At 65.2% G+C, this 18,003-nt stretch carries 21 protein-coding genes; 8 read left to right on the top strand and 13 right to left on the bottom strand.

Features of this window, described 5'->3' with window-relative positions:
• Positions 1–141: 141 nt before the first annotated feature.
• The 3 genes from ACBR42_RS07075 to ACBR42_RS07065 form a co-directional block, all read right to left on the bottom strand.
• Positions 142–1,425 carry a DEAD/DEAH box helicase gene (locus tag ACBR42_RS07075; RefSeq protein WP_371207588.1) on the bottom strand — a complete coding sequence of 428 codons (1,284 nt, stop codon included), beginning with the start codon at positions 1,423–1,425 and terminating at the stop codon, positions 142–144.
• Positions 1,426–1,618: 193 nt separating this feature from the next.
• The gene (locus ACBR42_RS07070) at positions 1,619–2,593 is read right to left on the bottom strand and encodes a DUF4105 domain-containing protein (protein WP_102324236.1); all 975 of its coding nucleotides are present in this window, start codon (positions 2,591–2,593) and stop codon (positions 1,619–1,621) included.
• Positions 2,594–2,697: 104 nt separating this feature from the next.
• Entirely contained in the window at positions 2,698–4,689 is a 1,992-nt protein-coding gene (locus ACBR42_RS07065) for an esterase/lipase family protein (protein WP_371207587.1), read from the bottom strand.
• Between the two features lie 155 nt (positions 4,690–4,844).
• Here ACBR42_RS07065 and ACBR42_RS07060 point away from each other — a divergent pair, with 155 nt between their 5' ends.
• The 5 genes from ACBR42_RS07060 (at position 4,845) to ACBR42_RS07040 (ending at position 6,532) form a co-directional block, all read left to right on the top strand.
• Positions 4,845–5,126, top strand: a complete 282-nt coding sequence (locus ACBR42_RS07060; protein ID WP_132303884.1) for a DUF333 domain-containing protein — start codon at positions 4,845–4,847, stop codon at positions 5,124–5,126.
• Positions 5,081–5,371 (top strand): hypothetical protein, encoded by a 291-nt coding sequence (locus tag ACBR42_RS07055; protein WP_257997532.1) that lies wholly within the window; start codon positions 5,081–5,083, stop codon positions 5,369–5,371. Before ACBR42_RS07060 ends, ACBR42_RS07055 begins: the two co-directional genes overlap by 46 nt.
• 52 nt (positions 5,372–5,423) lie before the next feature.
• Positions 5,424–5,714 (top strand): hypothetical protein, encoded by a 291-nt coding sequence (locus ACBR42_RS07050; RefSeq protein ID WP_132303880.1) that lies wholly within the window; start codon positions 5,424–5,426, stop codon positions 5,712–5,714.
• 113 nt (positions 5,715–5,827) lie between these two features.
• Positions 5,828–6,013 (top strand): hypothetical protein, encoded by a 186-nt coding sequence (locus ACBR42_RS07045; protein ID WP_371207586.1) that lies wholly within the window; start codon positions 5,828–5,830, stop codon positions 6,011–6,013.
• A gap of 126 nt (positions 6,014–6,139) precedes the next feature.
• The gene (locus tag ACBR42_RS07040; protein ID WP_110548280.1) at positions 6,140–6,532 is read left to right on the top strand and encodes a hypothetical protein; all 393 of its coding nucleotides are present in this window, start codon (positions 6,140–6,142) and stop codon (positions 6,530–6,532) included.
• Between the two features lie 101 nt (positions 6,533–6,633).
• On the opposite strand, the gene ACBR42_RS07035 is transcribed toward ACBR42_RS07040, so the two are convergent.
• The 3 genes from ACBR42_RS07035 to fdhD all read right to left on the bottom strand — a co-directional run bounded on the left by ACBR42_RS07035 (position 6,634) and on the right by fdhD (position 8,865).
• Positions 6,634–7,185 (bottom strand): DNA-3-methyladenine glycosylase I, encoded by a 552-nt coding sequence (locus ACBR42_RS07035; protein ID WP_371207661.1) that lies wholly within the window; start codon positions 7,183–7,185, stop codon positions 6,634–6,636.
• Between the two features lie 62 nt (positions 7,186–7,247).
• On the bottom strand, positions 7,248–7,916 hold the full coding sequence (locus tag ACBR42_RS07030) for a GIY-YIG nuclease family protein (RefSeq protein ID WP_102323806.1): 669 nt from the start codon (positions 7,914–7,916) through the stop codon (positions 7,248–7,250).
• Between the two features lie 76 nt (positions 7,917–7,992).
• Positions 7,993–8,865 carry a formate dehydrogenase accessory sulfurtransferase FdhD gene (fdhD, locus tag ACBR42_RS07025; RefSeq protein ID WP_371207585.1) on the bottom strand — a complete coding sequence of 291 codons (873 nt, stop codon included), beginning with the start codon at positions 8,863–8,865 and terminating at the stop codon, positions 7,993–7,995.
• A 116-nt stretch (positions 8,866–8,981) separates the two neighbouring features.
• Between fdhD and ACBR42_RS07020 the strand changes: the two genes are divergently transcribed.
• Entirely contained in the window at positions 8,982–10,046 is a 1,065-nt protein-coding gene (locus tag ACBR42_RS07020) for a Dyp-type peroxidase (RefSeq protein WP_371207584.1), read from the top strand.
• 61 nt (positions 10,047–10,107) lie between these two features.
• Here ACBR42_RS07020 and ACBR42_RS07015 read toward each other — a convergent pair whose 3' ends face one another.
• A complete protein-coding gene (locus tag ACBR42_RS07015; protein ID WP_371207583.1) occupies positions 10,108–10,236 on the bottom strand; it encodes a hypothetical protein in 129 nt (42 codons plus the stop codon).
• A gap of 13 nt (positions 10,237–10,249) precedes the next feature.
• Between ACBR42_RS07015 and ACBR42_RS07010 the strand changes: the two genes are divergently transcribed.
• Positions 10,250–10,729, top strand: coding sequence for a hypothetical protein (locus ACBR42_RS07010; protein ID WP_371207660.1), 480 nt, complete (start codon positions 10,250–10,252; stop codon positions 10,727–10,729).
• Here ACBR42_RS07010 and ACBR42_RS07005 read toward each other — a convergent pair.
• From ACBR42_RS07005 to mobA, 5 genes are all read right to left on the bottom strand, one after another.
• The gene (locus tag ACBR42_RS07005; RefSeq protein WP_371207582.1) at positions 10,726–11,262 is read right to left on the bottom strand and encodes a GNAT family N-acetyltransferase; all 537 of its coding nucleotides are present in this window, start codon (positions 11,260–11,262) and stop codon (positions 10,726–10,728) included. The two genes, ACBR42_RS07010 and ACBR42_RS07005, sit on opposite strands and share 4 nt — an antisense overlap.
• Before the next feature lie 9 nt (positions 11,263–11,271).
• Positions 11,272–12,309 (bottom strand): MYG1 family protein, encoded by a 1,038-nt coding sequence (locus tag ACBR42_RS07000; protein ID WP_118963359.1) that lies wholly within the window; start codon positions 12,307–12,309, stop codon positions 11,272–11,274.
• A 183-nt stretch (positions 12,310–12,492) separates the two neighbouring features.
• Positions 12,493–14,676, bottom strand: coding sequence for a pyrroloquinoline quinone-dependent dehydrogenase (locus tag ACBR42_RS06995; RefSeq protein ID WP_110548275.1), 2,184 nt, complete (start codon positions 14,674–14,676; stop codon positions 12,493–12,495).
• A 14-nt stretch (positions 14,677–14,690) separates the two neighbouring features.
• Positions 14,691–15,077: a glycerol dehydrogenase gene (locus ACBR42_RS06990; RefSeq protein ID WP_102323813.1), complete on the bottom strand. Its 387-nt coding sequence runs from the start codon at positions 15,075–15,077 to the stop codon at positions 14,691–14,693.
• A 408-nt stretch (positions 15,078–15,485) separates the two neighbouring features.
• Complete coding sequence (mobA, locus tag ACBR42_RS06985) at positions 15,486–16,112, bottom strand: molybdenum cofactor guanylyltransferase (protein WP_110548286.1); 627 nt, start codon at positions 16,110–16,112, stop codon at positions 15,486–15,488.
• A 96-nt stretch (positions 16,113–16,208) separates the two neighbouring features.
• On the opposite strand from mobA, the gene mobB reads away from it, so the two are divergent.
• Complete coding sequence (mobB, locus tag ACBR42_RS06980; RefSeq protein WP_371207581.1) at positions 16,209–16,739, top strand: molybdopterin-guanine dinucleotide biosynthesis protein B; 531 nt, start codon at positions 16,209–16,211, stop codon at positions 16,737–16,739.
• A gap of 17 nt (positions 16,740–16,756) precedes the next feature.
• On the opposite strand, the gene ACBR42_RS06975 is transcribed toward mobB, so the two are convergent.
• On the bottom strand, positions 16,757–17,983 hold the full coding sequence (locus ACBR42_RS06975; RefSeq protein ID WP_371207580.1) for a molybdopterin molybdotransferase MoeA: 1,227 nt from the start codon (positions 17,981–17,983) through the stop codon (positions 16,757–16,759).
• Positions 17,984–18,003: the final 20 nt, after the last annotated feature.

Below are 18,003 nucleotides of genomic sequence, written 5' to 3'. Positions count from 1 at the left end.
CAGGATGACAGATGGCGGAAACCAGATTACATCCCGTTACCGGCAACAGGCGTGACTTCCGCTGCCTGCTTTCCTGCAAACCAGCGGGTTTTCAGATATTTATTCCGCTTTGGGCGTCAAGACCTGAAAACCCATACATGATCAGGCTGTTTTTCTGGCCGCTGCCCGCGCGGCTTCCTTTTCTTCCTCGGTCCAGATCTTGCGCTCGCGCTTGACCTGCGGCTTGATTTTCTTGACCGGCCCGCCACCCAGAACCGGTGCCCGCATGGTCGAGTTCCGCGCCGCTTCCGAATGCCACGGATGATCGGTGTGGACCGTCAGGCTGCGTCCGATCTCGCGCTCCACATCATGCAGCCACGCACGCTGCTCGGCATCGCACAGGGTAATGGCGATGCCGCTGCGTCCTGCGCGGCCGGTGCGGCCTATGCGGTGGACATAGCTTTCGGGCAGGCTGGGCAGGTCATGGTTGAAAACATGCGTGACCGTATCGACATCGATGCCGCGCGCCGCAATATCCGTCGCCACCAGCACCTGCACGCTGCCATCGCGGAACGCATTCAGCGCCCGTTCCCGCTGTCCCTGCGACCTGTTGCCGTGCAGGGCCTCGGCCGTGATGCCTGCCCCGGTCAGAAAGGCGCAGACTTCGTTGGCGATGTTCTTCTGCAGGGTAAAGACGACTGCCTGACCGATCTCCGGCGCCTTCAGTTGCGCGAGGAGGGCTTCTTTCTTGTTGGCTGCATCAAGGAACATGACCGACTGTTCGATCCGGTCCACGGTGGTTGAAGGGGGCGCGATTTCCACCCTGGCCGGATCACGCAGAAGGCTTTCAACCAGGGCTGCGATGGACTTTGGCATCGTTGCGGAAAACAGCACTGTATGGCGATCCTTCGGCAGGGTCGCGACAATGCGCTCGATCGGCCTGGCGAAACCCATGTCGAGCATCTGGTCGGCCTCATCCAGCACCAGTGCCTCAAGCTGCGACAGGTCGCACAGCCCCTGCTCGATCAGGTCCAGCAGCCGCCCCGGCGCGGCCACGATGATATCCACGCCATCCCTGAGCGCATTGACCTGATGCAACTGGCTGACGCCGCCGAAGATCGTTGTCACGCTGAACGGCAGGTGACGGCCAAAGCTCTCGAACCCGTCCGCGATCTGCGAGACCAGTTCGCGCGTCGGCGCAAGGACAAGGACGCGGGCACCGCCCCGGGGCGCCGGACGGGGGTCCGCGGCAAGGCGATGCAGCAGCGGTAGCGCGAAGGAAGCCGTCTTGCCCGTGCCTGTCTGGGCCATGCCCAGCAGGTCGCGGCCTTCCAGCAGCATCGGGATCGACCGGGCCTGAATGGGTGTCGGGTTCACGTACCCTTCGTCGGCCAGTGCAAGGAGCACGGGCTCCGCGAGGGAGAGGTCGGCGAAAGTCATGGACATGGTGAAGCGGCGCCTCCGGCGCTCGGTAAGGCTGCGCCTGGTCGGGCTTCGCTGGTTGAAAACGAGGGCTTTTTACGGAGGATGTTCAACTGCGTCAATATGACGCAACGGGACGGCGGCACGTCCTGCCCTGAAGCAGCCGTATTAAGGAACGGCCGCCCGTCCAGCCAGACCGGCCGCAGGCTTTCAGGGACTACCGCGCGGGTGGCCCTTCCGGTGGGGGCAGGGTTGCGCGGATTTCGTTGGAATAATCGGCGTCGATTACGGCGCCGGGCGGGCGGATGATGCGGCTTGCGGCGTGCAGCGCGTTAAAATCGGGGTAGCGCGCCGGGTCGTAGGGACCAAGCAGGTCCATGTCATAGGCCATGGCCGCCGTATGCCCGCTCAGGATGACCCGCCAGTCCAGCCGGTAGCGCAGCCGTGCGCCCGCGCGGGCCAGTATGCCGGTGGTGCAGTTATCGGTCAGCGTGTTGTACCACACGGGATGGGCGATGATGTCATGTATCGCGCCGACATAGCTCAGGAACAGCCGCTCACGCACGGCGGGGGTTATGTTCAGGCGGTACAGATATACGCGCTCGCGCCGTGTGTCGGTGCGCACGCCAATCAGGTCACGTTCATCGGCGGTGACGAAAAACAGTTCGTAATGATGAAAGAACCCCGCAAGGGTGGAATAGGGAAAACGCGCCTGCCGCCGGGTCTCGATCGAGATGGCGAGGTGTTTCCCATCCGCGAAGCCGAAGCTGAGGAACACATGCGCAATCGCGTCCCCCGCCCAGTAGGATGTGACAAGGTCCACGCGCTCAAGCTGCTTCAGGTCATAGGTGGCGTCATACCATGCGGGTATGTAATCGCTCTCGCTCCGGTAACGGAAGTTGCGGACATGGCGCACATGCACCACATCGCCGTCACGCCACGCATCGGCAGGAATGGCGTATTCCTCGGCCCAGTCACGGTCATTGCGCGGCGGATCGGTTACGTACCACGCCGCATACACGCCAAGCACCGCCACCCGCCCCGCGCGCGCCAGCCAGACCGGGCGCAGCCACCGTGCCCCCACCATCACCACCACGAACCCGCCGGTCAGCCCCAGCCGCAGCGCATCGGGCATGAGGGTGGAATAATACAGCCCCCCTGCCCCCAGCGCCACGCCCGCAAGGCCCGCCATGCGCGTAATCCACCACCATGCCCGGCGGCTGCGCGGGACTGTGGGGCGGCCCGCCGCATCCGGGTTGCGCCGCATCCGTGCCCGCAGCCGCGCGGCCCATCCCGTCATGGCCGGGGCGCCTGCGGCGTGGCGATTGTGGGGGATGCCGGGGCCTGCACCTTACGCGGGGCAAGATCGGGATTGGCGGCGAGTTGCAGCAGCAGGATGCGCCGGACTTCCGCAATGGTGAAGGGGTTGGACTGCGTGGAATGTTCCGAATGGCGGACCACCAGTTCGGAATCCACATCCGGTATATGCGCGCTGGCATAGGCCACGACGCCATCATCCGCAGTCGCCAGCGGTTCCCCGTTACCACAGACGGGAATGATGGAATGGGCATGCACATCGGGCATGATGGGAATGGTGGGCAGCGTGCGCATGAACGCGCTGCGTGGCGACATGGCATAGACGCTGCCCAGACGGAACACGCGGCTGGCCAGATGGGTGCTGTCGCCTGATCCGGTCAGGATCTCGCGCGCGGTCTCGCTCACGCGCAGCGGCAGGCTGGCCATGCTGCCCACCCACTGCGCCAGCGACATGCCCGCAAGGTAGCTGCCATGCTGCGGCGTGGCGATGAACACCACGCGCTGGATTTCAGGCATGGGGGTCGGGAACATGGTTTCGCGCACCATCTGCCGGGTCCTGCGGTCCAGCCGGAAGGTGGAAAGCGGGCGGCCTGCCGTGCCATTCCACAGCCTGTCGCCGGGATTGATGACCAGCATGCGCGCCAGCAGTCCGCCCTGGCTGTGCCCCACCACGGTAATGTGCCCCAGCGCGGGATCGGCCTTCACACCGCCCAGACTGTCCACCGCCTGCGTTATCGCGCGCCGCAGTTCCCATGCGGAATAGGGAATGGGGCTGGATGTGGCGTAGGAGTAGAACCAGAAATCGAAATGGTCGCGTATGCGCCGGTCCTCCAGCAGGTCATTGACCATGCTGGCCCAGCGGTACGGGCTGGACGCCGTGCCGTGCACGAACACCACCGGCATGTTGCCCGGCCGGTGCGGCGTCATGGCCACCAGATGGGGGTGCGTGCCGTCGAAGGTCGTGCCCTGCAGGAAGCCGGTATATTCCTGCGCCCACAGCGCGGAATCCCGCAGGCTCAGCGCGCGGGCCGCCGTCTGGTCGTATTCGGCGGGGACGGTGGCCTGACCGATGCGGGTATCGGGGCTGTCATCCATCACCCGCAGCACCAGCCGCCCGTGCAGGTGATCCGTCAGCACCTGCGCGCGCGGGTCGTCGATTTCCAGCAGCAGGCTGGCGGGCACGCGCAGCCGGTCCGATATGCTGAAGCGGTCCGTATCATCGCCATCTGGCGTGGCGGCGCGGGCCGTGGACGGGGGAACTGCCATGTTGGGGTAGGCCGGGTCCGGGCGGCCCAGCGCGGTCAGCGGTTCGCCAAGACCGGGGGTGCGGTAGACATTGCCGATGCCGCCCACCGCCAGTGTTGCGGTCGGGCGCAGGTTTTCCAGTATCCGTCCCTGCCAGCGCAACTGCGCGGGATCGGCGGCAAGGTCGATGGTACCAAAGGGCAGCGCGCGTTCCTGCGCTGCAAGGCTTACGGGTGCTGGAAACGCCGCCGTCAGGCCAAGGTTGTACAGGTCGCATGCCTGCCGGAAGCGTTCGTCATACGGGCTGGGGCCACCCGCGCGCCCCGGCTGCAGGAAGGCGTAGGCATAAACGGCGGCGGCAAGGAAATCCTGCGCATGGTGATGGCGCAGCCCCTGCCGGTAGCTCAGTTCCGCCAGCGCGAACAGCATGTCGGCACTGTCATCCGTCATGGCCGCCGCCTGCGTGCGCAACGCGGCTATGGCCCGGTCGGGGTGATTGCGCCACAGCGCCAGCAGCCCGCGGCGGCGCAGCACGATCATGGTGTCATTACCCGGCGCGTTGCCCTGTAGCGCGCTGCGGCTGGTGGCGCGGTAGCTCTGCACCAGCGAAACCTGACGCACCGTAACCGGCCCCGCGCATCCCGCCAGCATCACCAGCGCCATAAACCCGCCCATACGGCGCATGGCCATGCCCGCACGGGGTTGAACAGCGCGGCGCGCGCGCATGGAAATCCGTCTCATTACGCCAGATTAGGCATCTGGCGCATAACAGGAAACAGGCAATCGACATGAACCCGCGCCCGCGTGGTCTGGAACCCGCCGGACTTTGCTGATAGCAGGTCGATATGACATGCCCTGAACCGAAAGTGGCCTGACCTGACATGAACCCGTTTGCCCGCCTGTCCCGCCCCGCCATCCGCGCCCTGCGCGCCACGGCCCTTGCCGCATGCGTGCTGTCCATCGCGCCGTGCGCCAGCGTGCTGGCCGTCACCCCCATCGGCATGGCCAACCCGGCATCGAAATACTGCGAAAATCGCGGCGGCCGGGTGGAAATGCGCCGGACATCAACCGGGGTCGCCGGGTGGTGCCACCTGCCCAACGGGACGGTGGTGGATGAATGGAAACTGTTCCGCGCGGGCCATCCCGCCATGCACCGCCGCTGATGCCCCTGCCGCTGGCGCACGCGGCGTACCGGGGGGTGATGATGGCGGCCCTGCTGGCGCTGGCGGGGTGTGACGATGCGCTCATGCACCATCACCTGCCCCCGGCGCAGGACTGCGCGCAGCGGGGCGGGTCATGGCGCGTCCTGCGCGGTGGCCATGTGGGGGTATGCACCCTGCCGCCGGGCGGCAGGGTAGCGGGCTGGACCATCGCGCCCCATCCCCGCGCCAGACCGCCACGGGGCTGATGCAACCGGCAATCCTTCCGCCCGTTTTTTGCGGTATATGGAGGAGGAAGCCGTGCCGACCGCATATGCAAACCATCCGCGCCGGTCCATCCGGCTGGGCGTTGTGTGCCGTCTTTCCGCATCGCTGCTTGCGATCCTGCTGCTGGCCCTGCAACTGGCGCTGTCGGGGTGCAGTCGCGCGGTGGGCCGCGATGCGTGCATCACCTGCGCCGGTGAGGTGCTTCCGGGTGGAAAGCCCGTCACGCGCAAGGCGGGGGAAGAACGGGTGATCGTGCCACCCCCACCCGGCACGCAACCGGCCAGCCGCGGCATGAGCGACACACCCGAACGCGATCTGGCCTGATCCGTCAAACCTCACACAAACGTGCGCGCAAGCCACCCTAATGACGGCAAACCCGCGCCCCCTTTCCCACGTTTCTTCCCCGTAACCCCAACAGGATAAAGGGAGGACAGACGATGCAACATTCGCTTATCCACCACCTGCCCATCACGATGGGAATGGGGACCGGGCGCACCGTTCACGCGCATGACGCACCCGTTGCGCCGTTGCAGCAGGCGCTGGGCCGCCGGACCACCCTGCCGTGGTCCCGCATGCCAGCCCGTACGCATACGGCCATGCCCGCACCGCGCCTGCGGCGCTGAACCGCCGCCCGCGCCCCTGCATGCCGGGACACCGTGCAGGAACCACAAGGCAGAGTCCCGCTAACAAGGGGATGCCACAGGCCCAGTGCCCCGGCGTTTCCCCCTGATGTGTTAACGGAGCCTAACATGACGATTTCCCGTAATGTATCCGACATCACCACCCGTATCGGCGATTTCCTGACCGGGGCGCTGGGCGACCGTTCCGGCGCGGTCTCGGTGCTGAACGATATCCTTGGCCCGCTGCCTGCCCCCGATCACCCCAGCATGCTGGAAAACCGTGCCGAGACGCAGGGCATGCTGCCCCTGATCCGCACATGGCAGGCGCAGGACAACCCGGAACCGGCGGACGAAAGCACGATCCACGCGCTGTTCAAACCCGTGGAAATCGAACGCTTTTCCACCCAGACCGGGCTGTCGGGCATTGCCGCGATGCAGATCCTGCGCGAGGTGCTGCCGATTGCGGTACGCCACCGCGCCCTGAGCGCCCGCGCAGGCTGGCAGCAGCCCAACATGCATTAACGCCTGTCCGGCCCCGGCCGGCACGGCATGGGCGGGATGCACGCAGCACCCGCCCCACCTGACCCGCCCGCTGGCGTGACACCCGGCGCGGCGGGTTTCTGTTATCCGGCGCGTGGTGGCGCGGGCTTTGTCGTCCCGTCACATGCAGCGTAGCGAAAACAGGCCGGATCGTGATCGTTGACCATGCCCGCCGCCTGCATCCACGCATAGGCGATGACGGGACCGACAAAACGGAACCCCCGCGCCCGCAATGCAGCCGACATGGCATGCGACAGCGGGGACGACGCCAGCACCTGCCCGCTGTGGTTATGTACCGGGGCATCGGGCACCATCGACCATGCAAAGGTTGCAAAATCCTCCCCCTTTTCCCGCATGGCGATATAGGCGCGTGCATTGCCGATGGTCGCCAGGATCTTGGCGCGCGCGCGGATGATGCCGGGATCGGCCATCAGGCGTTCCACATCCGTATCATTAAAAGCCGCCACGCGGTCGGGATCAAAACCGGCGAAGGCGCGGCGGAACCCCGCGCGCCGCTTCAGCACCGTGCGCCATGACAGACCGGCCTGAAAACTTTCCAGCGCCAGCATTTCCCACAGCATCCGGCTGTCACGCACCGGCTGGCCCCATTCGTCATCATGATAGGCCATCATCATCGCATCCGCCTGCGCCCAGCCACAGCGCGGGCGGGCGGGATCGGGGACCAAAGGGGAATCCGTCAATCTTCGCCCTGCTCCATTTCCTCACGCAGTTCGACCAGCGTTCTGCCCTGATATTTCCAGTAGCGTGGTCCCTGATACGCGACGTTATCAATCCCGGTCCGGCTCCCGATTTCGCTGGCGGCGGCGCTCAGGCTGGTAATTTTATTTTCGAATTCGATCTTTCGGTCATCAACGACACGACAGGTAATATCGGGATCATAAATCCATTCCAGTATCGTGCCCGGCTTGATATCCACCATTTTAAAATTGAAAACGGATGCCCGCCTGTTCGCTGATTTCAGGGCTGCGATATCACTGCTTTCTTCCGCCCCTGCATCTTCGCCTATGGCGATTTCCTCGCCCGGCAGCAGATTGAAAATGACCCTGACACGTTCGGGATCAATGCGGAAGAATTCGCGGTTTTCATTAATCCGGTGATCGCCAAAGGCCGTATGCAGCGTGGCTTCGACCCTTGCATAATCCTGAACGCGCTTGGCATACGCACATTCAAATGGAACCGGCACGCCGCAGGTATACAACTGCTTCATTCTGGCCGGTAAATCCCCGGCGGTAATCCCTATCTTGATCAGTCCGGGCATGACCGGATTGGTCAGGATATAGACGATCCCGACCCCGGAACCGGTATCAGATGAATATGTCAGTGCGGTTGACTGCTGCGCGTCCATGTTCAATCCCTAATGGAATCCGCTCAGGGCTGGCAATGTTTCAGTTGGTTATGACAGGGATACCGCAGCATTGCCATCAGACAGACAGCGGCGCCATCACCACGTTTTCACGCACCGGGGCCAGCAGGGTCAGGCCGGACCGGGCGGCGACGCGCATGGCGCGTGCGGTGGGTGCGGATATGGCGGCCAGCGCGGGCATGCCCGCCATGATGGCCTTATGCGCCATTTCGTAGGAACAGCGGCTGGTAATCAGGCAGAACCCACAGCCGAAATCCGTGCCCGCGCGCACCCCCGCCCCGATCAGCTTGTCCAGCGCGTTATGGCGGCCCACGTCCTCGCGCACATGCACGATTTCACCATCGGGCGCGCACCATGCGGCGGCATGCAGCATATGGGCGCGCGCGTTAAGCACCTGCCGCCCGCGCAACCGGCCCAGCGCGGCATGGACGGCGGCCAGTTCCGGCGGGGCGCAGGGCACGCGCGGGGTGGGCCGTTGCAGCACGTCGCTGGCATCGGTGCCGCATACGCCGCAACTGGTGCGCCCGGCAATCGCGCGCCGCCCGCGCTGGAGCAGGCGCTGGAACGACGGGCCATCAATCCGTGCGTCAACCTGTATATGTTCTGCTTCCACCCGCACCGTCATGCCTTTCAGCGCGCTTGCGTCGGGCACGATTCCTTCGGTCAGGGCGAAGCCGGTCACGAAATCCTCCAGATCCAGTGGGGTCGCCATCATCACCCCATGGGGCATGGCGTTGAAGGTCAGGCTGACGGGGGTTTCTTCCGCAATATCCAGCGTTTCAATGGCCGGGGGTATGGCGTTGCGGTGGGACTGCATGCGGCAGGCGACGATGGCGGGGGGCAGCGGGCGCGTCATGCGGGTGGTCCATGCGGATGAAGGGGCCGGGGCATCGCGCCCGTGCGGGAGCAGGCCAGCATACGGCCCGCGCATACCTGCGCGCAACCATCCGCCCATCCGACCGCGCGGGCTGCGACGGGTGGCATGTCCCGTAGAGTCTTGAGTTTACGGGCGAATGATGTAGTGCTGTCGGCGCAGATGCGGTGGCCATGCCCCGCCGCCGCACGGTCCGATCGTTAAGGAATTCCGGCTTGTTTCCAGCTAAACCCCAACCCGTTGACACCGCGCTGACACGATCGGCGATGTTTCTTGTCCTGACCCTTGACCATGGCGCGCAGGCCGCGGCCACGGTGCGCGACCTGTGCGGGGATCTGGCGGCGTTGCGCCGTGGCGTGGGGTTTCGCGTGCCCGATGGCGACCTGTCGTGCATCATGGGGATCGGGTCCGATGCGTGGGACCGGGTCTTTGGCGTGCCCCGTCCGGCGGAACTGCACCCGTTTCGGGAAATAGACGGCGTTCACCACGCCCCCGCCACGGCGGGCGACCTGCTGTTCCATATCCGTGCGGAACGCATGGACCTGTGTTTTGAACTGGCGCGGCACATCGTCTCCCGCCTTGAAGGCGTGGCGCAGGTTGTTGATGAGGTGCATGGCTTCAAGTATTTCGACGCGCGCGACCTGCTGGGTTTTGTCGATGGCACGGAAAACCCGGTCAGCGATGAGGCGACGGACGCAACCATCATCGGGGCGGAGGACGCGCCCTTCGCCGGGGGCAGCTACGTGATCGTGCAGAAATACCTGCATGACCTGAAGAAATGGGACATGATCCCCGTCGCGGCGCAGGAAAAGATCATCGGGCGCAGAAAGCTGTCCGATATCGAACTGGCGGATGAAGCCAAGCCCAGCTACGCCCATAACGTGCTGACCAATATTGAAGAAAACGGGCAGCAGCTTCAGATCCTGCGCGACAACATGCCCTTTGGCGATGTGGGCAGGGGCGAATTCGGGACCTATTTCATCGGCTACGCGCGTTCGCCTGCCCGGGTTGAACGGATGCTGGAAAACATGTTCATCGGCAGCCCGCCGGGCAATTACGACCGGCTGCTGGATGTCAGCCGCGCGGTTACGGGCACGCTGTTCTTCATTCCCACCGCCACATTCCTTGAAAACGCGCCACAGGCCACGCCGGGCCGGGCGGATGAAAACCCCGCCCCCGCGCAGCCGGTCATGGCGGAGGGTTCTCTGGGTATCGGTTCGCTGAAGCAGGCGGACTGACGCGACCGCTCCCGTCCTGACCGCCAGCGTCGCGCCGGTTATCCGGCATCGGGTGGCATCACTACCCCTGCCCCGCCATGATCGCGGCGCCGGAACGCATGGCAGCACCCTGAATCCGCAAGGGAACCATCGCCGGGTGGATGCGTGTGTTCAGGATACGCCATTGCGCTTCCGCAGGGGCATCCGTCACATAAGGGCACCAGATCATTCATAAGATCGGCATACTCTCCCGCTGGGCATTTGCCGGGGCAAGCAGCCTTCTCATCCTTCTTGCGGTCCTGCTGCTCATCTCTGGCATGGTGGGCCTTGTTTCGGCCTTTAATGTCTCGCTGAACCACGGGCGCGAGGAAATCCTCCAGACCATCAGCTACGTCGTCATTGCCATAGCCGTGTTCGACGTGGCCAAGTATTTTATCGAGGAGGAGGTCCTGCGCCCCAAGGGCAAGCAGTCACTGGCCGAAGCCCGCATCAGCCTGACCAAGTTCATGACCACCATCATCATCGCCGTCTTTATCGAAGGGCTGGTGGGCGTGTTCGAGCGCAGCAGCAAGGCCCCGCAGGACATCCTCTACCCCGCCGTGCTGCTGGTGGTCGCAACCGCCATGGTCGTGGCGCTGGGCATTTACCAGAAACACAGCGTCGGGGCCGAACGCGAAAAGAAGGAACGCGACCTGATCGGCTAGGGCATGCCGCCGGGCCGGGGATCATCGCATAGCAGCGCCCAGCGTTCATGATCGCGCCACTGCCCGCCAATACGCAGGTAGCGCGGGGAAAACCCTTCCAGCCGGAAGCCAAGGCGGCGGACCAGCGCGATGGAGCGCAGGTTTTCGGGCTGGATGTTGGCTTCGACCCGGTGCAGCCCGATTTCGGTAAAGGCATGGGCCAGCGTCTGGCGCACGGCCTCGGTCATCAGGCCACGCCCGGCGGTAGCCACCATGCCGTAATAGCCCAGATAGGCGCTCTGGAATCCCTTAAGGAAAATCTGGCTCAGGCTGGTGACACCCACAATCCGGCCTGACCCGGCCTCCCGCGCGACAAAGGCGGCCTGCGCGCCGGTACACAGCGTGGCGAACCATTCGCTGAACCCCTCCATCGTGATGAAGGGATGGGCGAAGGGGGCGTGGTAATCGCGGCTGTCACGATTGGCCTGCACCAGTTCGGCCCCGTCGGCACGCCGGACGGGGCCCAGCGACAGGCGGGACGGCTGTGTTTCCACCGTGGCCGCTCAGACCGTGGCGGGCCTGGCGCCGTTTTCGCGTTCGTCAATTTCCAGCGCCAGACGCGCCATTTTCAGCGCCCCTTCCCGGCTGCCCGCGCCGCAGATGAAACGTGCGGGATGGGCGAAAACCGCATCCGGCACGCCACATACCGCAGCCAGCGCGCTGCCATCCAGCCCGCGCCATGCTTCAGGCAGGGAGACACGCTGCCCGAAATCACCACGCACCGGCGGCACCGCCTTCACGTTCCAGCGGTCGGCCCCCACGGGGGAGACGACATAGACGACCGGCAGGTCATGTTCAAAAATCACCTTTTCGGTCGGCATGCCGGTTTCCATCAGCAGGATGCGCTTGTCCTGCGCATTGGCATAGGCTTCCAGCACGCGGCCGGTGGCCTTCAGGCTGGCGCGCACGCGATCGACCATGTTGACCAGATGCGCCGCGACCGCCGTTGCGGCATTGGCGAAGCCAAGGGATTCACGCGCCCTGGCTTCATCCGCGCCATACAGTTCCGCCGTGTCCCACGGCGCGCTGCATGCCGATACGATATCGGCCAGCGACAGCTTGCCCATCTTCACCACGCCGTTGTCATCCTGATCGATGGGCAGGACCAGCGAACGGTCCAGCGCCTTCCAGATCGCGGCAAGGGTGGCGTCGTCCTGCGGCACTTTCAGCAGGTTGCGGATCGCGGCCATGCCGTAATCCTTCCACAGCAGGCCCGCGGCGCTGTACGGCGTGCCATCGTCGCGCAGCGGCTTGTCCTTCATGTGGTGGTCGTAGCGCCCGTGGGCGGGGTCATAGACGCCGCCCACGTCAAATACGATGTCCGCTTCACGGATGCGTTCGGGCGAACGGGTGCGGGTGAAGGTCAGCCGGTCGGCGGGCGCATCCCCCAGCACACGGCCGCGCAGGTCGCCCTGTGGCGCCAGCGCGTAATGCAGGATGACGTAGCCCAGCGTCTCGTCCACATGGAAATTGCCCGAATGGGTCAGCGCCCGGATGGGGGTGGTCCCATTATCAAGACCAATGGGGGTGTATTCGGACATATGCGGACCTGCTGACTGAAATGAATGAAATCTGTTGGCCCCTCATGCCGCAAAGGCCGCCATCATACAATAAACTTCCGTGTCGATGCCCCCGCCCTGCCCCGCCGTGGCGGCGGCGACATAAAAAAACCGGGGCCGACAGTGCGGCCCCGGTTCAGGGTGCTGGCTATGGCCAGTGTTGCGTCAGTTCACGTTGTCCAGCGCATAGACCACAAGGTCATCCGTAACCGGCGTCATCATGAAGTGATGGCCACCGGCCATGATGGCGACGTACTGCTTGCCCTTGTATTCATACGTCATGGGCGTGGCCTGTCCGCCACCGGGCAGGACATCGTTCCACACTTCCTTGCCGGTATGGATGTCGAAGGCATGGATCATGTTATCCGTCGTCGCGGCAACAAAGATCAGGCCACCTGCGGTAATGACCGGCCCGCCATTGTTGGGCGTGCCGATGTTAAGCGGCAGATGCGTGGGCAGGCCGAACGGACCGTTGGCGCGCGCGCTGCCCAGCGGGTGCTGCCACAGCACCTTCTGCGTGTGCATGTCGATGGCGGTAATCATGCCATAGGGCGGACGGTTGCACATCATGCCCGTATATTCATCCCAGAAGGGCGAAACCACGATGCCATAGGGCGTTTCCGCCATCGCACCCGCACCTTCGGCCCCGCCGCCGCCGGGCTTGTAGTTGGGATCGTCCACCGGCATCAGGCCAAGCTGGTCCGCCTTCTTGCGGTTGACCAGCTGGTCATACATCGGCGTGTTGTTCCAGTTGGCGATCAGGATGCCGGTCTTTTCGTCATAGGCGACGCTGCCCCAGTCGGACCCGCCGTTATAGCCGGGATATTCCAGCCAGGGCTTGTCGATGCTGGGGGGCGTGAACTCGCCCACGTAATGCGCGCGGCGGTATTTCAGGCGGCAGTAAAGCTGGTCGATGGGGGACATGCCCCACATGTCCGCTTCCTTCAGCGGGGCGAAGCCAAGGCGCGGCATGCCAACCGACCAGGGCTGCGTGGGCGCGCGCGTATCGCCCGGCACCATGCCCGGCGAAGGCGCGGGCCGTTCTTCCACCGGCAGCACCGGGTCGCCCGTGCGACGGTCCAGCACGAAGGTCTGGCCACGCTTGGTCGGCATGATCAGGGCCGGAACCGTCGTGCCATCAGGTTTGGTGAAGTCCATGAGCGTGGGCTGGGAACCGATGTCGTAATCCCACACGTCCTTATGCACGGTCTGGAACACCCAGCGCGGCTCGCCCGTTTTCACGTCGATCGCCACCACGGCGGAGGACACCTTGTTTTCCTCCGGCGAACGCATGGCGCTGTAGTAATCGGCGGCCGAGTTGCCCGTGGGCACGTAAACCAGCCCCAGCGCGTTGTCGCCAATCATCGCCGCCCACGAATTGGGGGTGCCACGGCTGTAATGCTCGCCTTCCTTCGGCTCGCCATGTTCATGGGGGCGGTTGACATCCCATGCCCACAGGAAGCGCCCGGTTTCGGCGTCGTAGCCACGGATCACGCCAGAGGGCGCCCAGCGGCGCTGGCCATCAAGGATTTCCTGATTGGTGATGATCGCGCCATTGACGATCGGCGGCGGCGCGGTTTCGGCCACGAAGCCGGGCACGGACTCACCCATCCCCTTCATCAGGTTGACCATGCCGTGCCAGCCGAAGCCTTCGCACACCTTGCCGTCTTCGCTGTCCACCTCGATCAGGCGTTCGTCCAGCGTGGCTTCAAGGATGCGGTGGTGGCAGTGCTCGCCTTCCGGCACGGTGGAGGAGGTGTAATAGACCACCGCCTTGCACGCCGCCGTATAGGGGATGCTGTCGTATTTTTCATTGGCATGGAAGTGCCAGACTTCCTTGCCCGTGGCCGGATCGATCCGCATCATGTCGTTCATGGCCGAACACATGTACAGCCCGTCACCCACCTTGATGGGCGTGGTTTCGGCGGCCCATTTGTTGGTCTGTCCCGGCGCGGGCTTGCTGCCGGTGTGGTAGATGAAGGCGCGCTTCAGGTGGCCGACATTGGATGGCGTGATCTGGTCCAGCGGCGAAAAGCGGGTCGCCCTGTCATCGCGGCCATAGCCGGGCCAGTCATCATGCGCGGGATTGGCCGTGACCTGCTCGACCATCGGCGTGGCCTCGCTGGGTTCGGCGGGCGGGCCGTCGGGAATATTGGCGGCGTTCACGCCCGGCGACTGCGGTGCGTTGGGCGACGGGGGGGCAAAACTGTCCGCAGGCGGCGCGGGCTGTTCCGCGGGCGGCGTGGCGTTGCCCGTGCCGGGAGGCTGGTCGGCGGGGGGCACCTGCGCGATGGCGGCGGCCGTCATGCCCGCGATGATGGTGGCGCCCAGCAGGACGTTACGCAGCATTGGTTTGGGAGACATTACGCAACCTTCCGCGCTGAGGGTGAATGCGCGGCTTCGGCGCGTTTAAGCACGGGCATACACAGCAGCACGGCAATGGCGATCAGGCTCGGCCCGAACACGCGCGGCAGCAGGCCCCAGCCATCCAGCCCCACTTCCCACAGCGCCCACAGCCATGTGAAGGCACAGGCCGCAAGGTAAAGCAGCGCCCCGGCCACGCGGCCAAGCGCCATGAGCACGCCCGAAAGGGTGACGGCAAGACCGCAGATCACGTAGTACCATGACCCGCCAAGGGCAGCGAGTTCCGCACCCATGTAAACAAGCGGCAGACCCAGCAGGATAATGATGACCGCCAGTACAAGCGTCGCCCACCCGGCGGCGTCCTGTGGTCTCATGAAAGAAGACATGATGGATGTTCCTTCTGTATCGTTGGGTGGAAGCTAGTCCCGGCTTTTACAAATACGAAAAAACGAAACCGCGATCTTGGTAACAAGTTTATTACGAGTGTATTGATAAAGTTAGCATTTCGTAAAAATCGGGTAAGGTCATGTGCGGCATAATCGCCAGACATGCAATAAACGGGTAAAGAAAATATTTTTTTACTTGGACCCGCCCCGGCGGGAACCATTACGATGCGGTCATGATTCCGGGCAGACCGGGGCATGCAGGCCACCCTGTCGCCTCGCCCGGCAGCAGCAGGCGGGGAACCCGTTTTCACGCATTGTCATGACGATCCGCCCATCCATCCACGCGGCGCATGAACACGGCATTTCCTTCCGTATGGGGTGCCGGCCACGGTGGTCACGGCTGCGTCGTTACGGGGTGACGGGTCCGGCCTGATCCATGCGGGCGGCATGCTGGCAGGCGGCCTGATGGTCATCAGGCGTATTGATGTTGAAGAACGGGTCCACCCCACCGGCCAGCGGCGCGAAAGCGACCGGGCGCGCATCCAGCCGGTCGGCCAGCGTGCGGACACGCGTGGCGCTGCGCCGGTTTTCGGGCGTGATGTCCGCAAGCTGCGCCGCCAGCATGTCGCGGCATGCAACCGGCCACGCGGCCACAAGGCTGTGCCGCTGGCCAAGACTGGTGGCGAAGGATGGCGCGGGCAGCAGCCGGGGCACGAGATCCGCCGGGATGAAGGGCGTATCCCCCGGCACCGTCACCAGTACGTCCAGCCCCGCGTCATGCGCCCATTCCAGCCCACGCAGCACGCCCGCCAGCGGCCCCGCCCCGGCAACCCGGTCGGCCAGTACCGGCAGGTTCCACCGTGCATAACGTGCGGCGTCACCATTGGCGCTGATGGCCAGCCGCGCGCAGTCGCGCCGCAGGGTTGCGATCACCCGTTCAATGCAGTTCAGCGCGCCCAGCGGCAGGAGCGGCTTGTCCACGCCCCCCATGCGCCGGGCTTCCCCGCCCGCCATGACCAGCCCGCCAGCCTTCATGGCCGCGTGGTCCCCGCCATGTCGTGGCATTGCGTCATGGCCTGCCGCGCCATACGCTGCAACAGCCAGCCCACAGGATTACAAGGTTTCGCGCACATGTCCCATCCAGCACTTCAGGCCCTGATCGGTATTACGGGGCGCAGCGGGTCGGGCAAGACGCACCTGCTGGCCCGGCTGCTGCCGGTGCTGCGCGCAGGCGGGCTGGCCGTATCCACCATCAAGCATACCCACCATGATATCGACATTGACCGTCCCGGCAAGGATTCATGGCTGCACCGCAATGCGGGCGCGGGCGAGGTCATGCTGGCCACGCCGGGGCGCTGGGTCCTGCAACATGAATGCCCCGATGCTCCCCCCACCCTTGCGGAACTGCTGGGGCGCATGCAGCGCACCGATCTGGTGGTGGTGGAAGGTTTCCATGCCAGCGTTCCCGCCTGTATCGAGGTCTATCGCCCCGTATTGGGCAAGGAACCGCTGTTCATGCGGCAGGACAACATCATCGCCATCGCCACCGATACGCCCGGTGCCCCCGGCCTGCCCGCGCACCTGCCGGTTCTGGACGTGAACAACACGGCGGCGGTGGCGCGGTTCGCGCTGGAGCATGCCTGTTCCGTGCAACTGGACTGACCCGGCATGCCGCGCCGTCAGGCCAGCGCGGATGGCGCGTGAAGCGGGATGGCCCACGCCACCTGTCCCGCCCGCACCGGGTTTTCGGCACTGGCGGCCAGCAGGGCATCGGCGCGGGAAAACGCGATGATGTCCGACGCGCCAGCCGTTGGCACCCGCACGAAGTGCCAGCCCTGCGGCCCGCGCCGCATGGATACGGGTATGAACCCGGTGGTATCGGGCGGGGCGTCGGCTGAAAAATCCGCCGTGGCGCTGACCTGCGCCATATCCGCTGGCGCCCCGGTCAGCACGCGCAGGTAAGGCTGCACGAAGGCCAGCGCACAGATGGCCGCAGCCCCCGGATTGCCGGGCAGGCAGAACACCGCCCGCCCATCATGTTCCAGCATGGTGAAGGGCTTGCCGGGGCGGATGGAAACCCCACGGAAAACGAGCCGCGCGCCCATTGCCAGCAGGATATCCAGCATATGATCGGTGCCGCCAACCGATATGCCCCCCGTGGTCACCACCACATCCGTCCCGGTGCAGGCCGCGCGCAGGTGGGCGGCCTGCATCGCGACATCATCGGACGCGACACTGCACGTCCGCACCCGCGCACCCGCACTGCCCAGCATGGCGGCCAGCATGGGCGTGTTTGAATCCGCGCACGCCCCCGGTGCATCGGCGGCCAGTTCGGCCCCGTTGGACAGCACGCATACGCGCGGCCTGCGGGCCACCGCCACGTCCCGCATGCCCTGCGACGCCAGCAGTGCGACATGCCGCCAGTCCAGCACCTGTCCCGCGCGTACCAGCACATCGCCCGCGCCGAATTCCTCGCCCCGGTAGCGGATATTGGCTCCCGCCTGCGCAAGGGCCGTGGCCGGGGCCACCTGGTCGCCCGCACCCTGCGTCATCCGTTCGACCGCCATAACGCAGTCCGCGCCCGCCGGTATGCGCGCACCCGTCAGGATGGCGCGCGCATGGCCCGCTGCAAGGGCTGCGGGCCTGTCCCCCGCCACCGTGCGCCCGTCCACCGGCAGGCCGCCCTGTACCACCATATCGGCATGGGCGAAGGCATAGCCATCCAGCGCGGAAATATCGGCGGGCGGTCGGGGGGAAGTGGCCTGCACCGCATGGGCGGCCATCCTTCCCGTGGCCTGGGCAAGGGGCACCCGCGCCACGGGCTGCGGCGTCTGGCGGGCATGGGCCAGTACCAGTCCCAGCGCGGTGGCGTAATCCACCCGGCGGGCGAAGTCATGCACGCTCATCTGTATCTGGCCCTGATGCA

This window comes from Komagataeibacter sp. SM21 (assembly GCF_041402665.1).
GTDB classification, from domain to species: Bacteria; Pseudomonadota; Alphaproteobacteria; order Acetobacterales; family Acetobacteraceae; genus Komagataeibacter; species Komagataeibacter saccharivorans.
This window is presented reverse-complemented; position numbering and strand designations above follow the sequence as displayed.

Coding starts and splice junctions, on each gene's coding strand:
- ACBR42_RS06975 (WP_371207580.1), bottom strand. CDS start 17,983: ATGAGCGTGCATGACTTCGCCCGCCGGGTGGATTACGCCACCGCGCTG.
- ACBR42_RS07070 (WP_102324236.1), bottom strand. CDS start 2,593: ATGGCGGGCCTTGCGGGCGTGGCGCTGGGGGCAGGGGGGCTGTATTAT.
- ACBR42_RS06990 (WP_102323813.1), bottom strand. CDS start 15,077: ATGTCTTCTTTCATGAGACCACAGGACGCCGCCGGGTGGGCGACGCTT.
- ACBR42_RS07030 (WP_102323806.1), bottom strand. CDS start 7,916: ATGGACGCGCAGCAGTCAACCGCACTGACATATTCATCTGATACCGGT.
- ACBR42_RS06995 (WP_110548275.1), bottom strand. CDS start 14,676: ATGCTGCGTAACGTCCTGCTGGGCGCCACCATCATCGCGGGCATGACG.
- ACBR42_RS07055 (WP_257997532.1), top strand. CDS start 5,081: ATGGAAACTGTTCCGCGCGGGCCATCCCGCCATGCACCGCCGCTGATG.
- ACBR42_RS07060 (WP_132303884.1), top strand. CDS start 4,845: ATGAACCCGTTTGCCCGCCTGTCCCGCCCCGCCATCCGCGCCCTGCGC.
- ACBR42_RS07035 (WP_371207661.1), bottom strand. CDS start 7,185: ATGATGATGGCCTATCATGATGACGAATGGGGCCAGCCGGTGCGTGAC.
- ACBR42_RS07065 (WP_371207587.1), bottom strand. CDS start 4,689: ATGCGCGCGCGCCGCGCTGTTCAACCCCGTGCGGGCATGGCCATGCGC.
- ACBR42_RS07020 (WP_371207584.1), top strand. CDS start 8,982: ATGCCCCGCCGCCGCACGGTCCGATCGTTAAGGAATTCCGGCTTGTTT.
- ACBR42_RS07045 (WP_371207586.1), top strand. CDS start 5,828: ATGCAACATTCGCTTATCCACCACCTGCCCATCACGATGGGAATGGGG.
- mobB (WP_371207581.1), top strand. CDS start 16,209: ATGTCCCATCCAGCACTTCAGGCCCTGATCGGTATTACGGGGCGCAGC.
- ACBR42_RS07000 (WP_118963359.1), bottom strand. CDS start 12,309: ATGTCCGAATACACCCCCATTGGTCTTGATAATGGGACCACCCCCATC.
- ACBR42_RS07040 (WP_110548280.1), top strand. CDS start 6,140: ATGACGATTTCCCGTAATGTATCCGACATCACCACCCGTATCGGCGAT.
- mobA (WP_110548286.1), bottom strand. CDS start 16,112: ATGAAGGCTGGCGGGCTGGTCATGGCGGGCGGGGAAGCCCGGCGCATG.
- ACBR42_RS07075 (WP_371207588.1), bottom strand. CDS start 1,425: ATGTCCATGACTTTCGCCGACCTCTCCCTCGCGGAGCCCGTGCTCCTT.
- fdhD (WP_371207585.1), bottom strand. CDS start 8,865: ATGCGCGGGCCGTATGCTGGCCTGCTCCCGCACGGGCGCGATGCCCCG.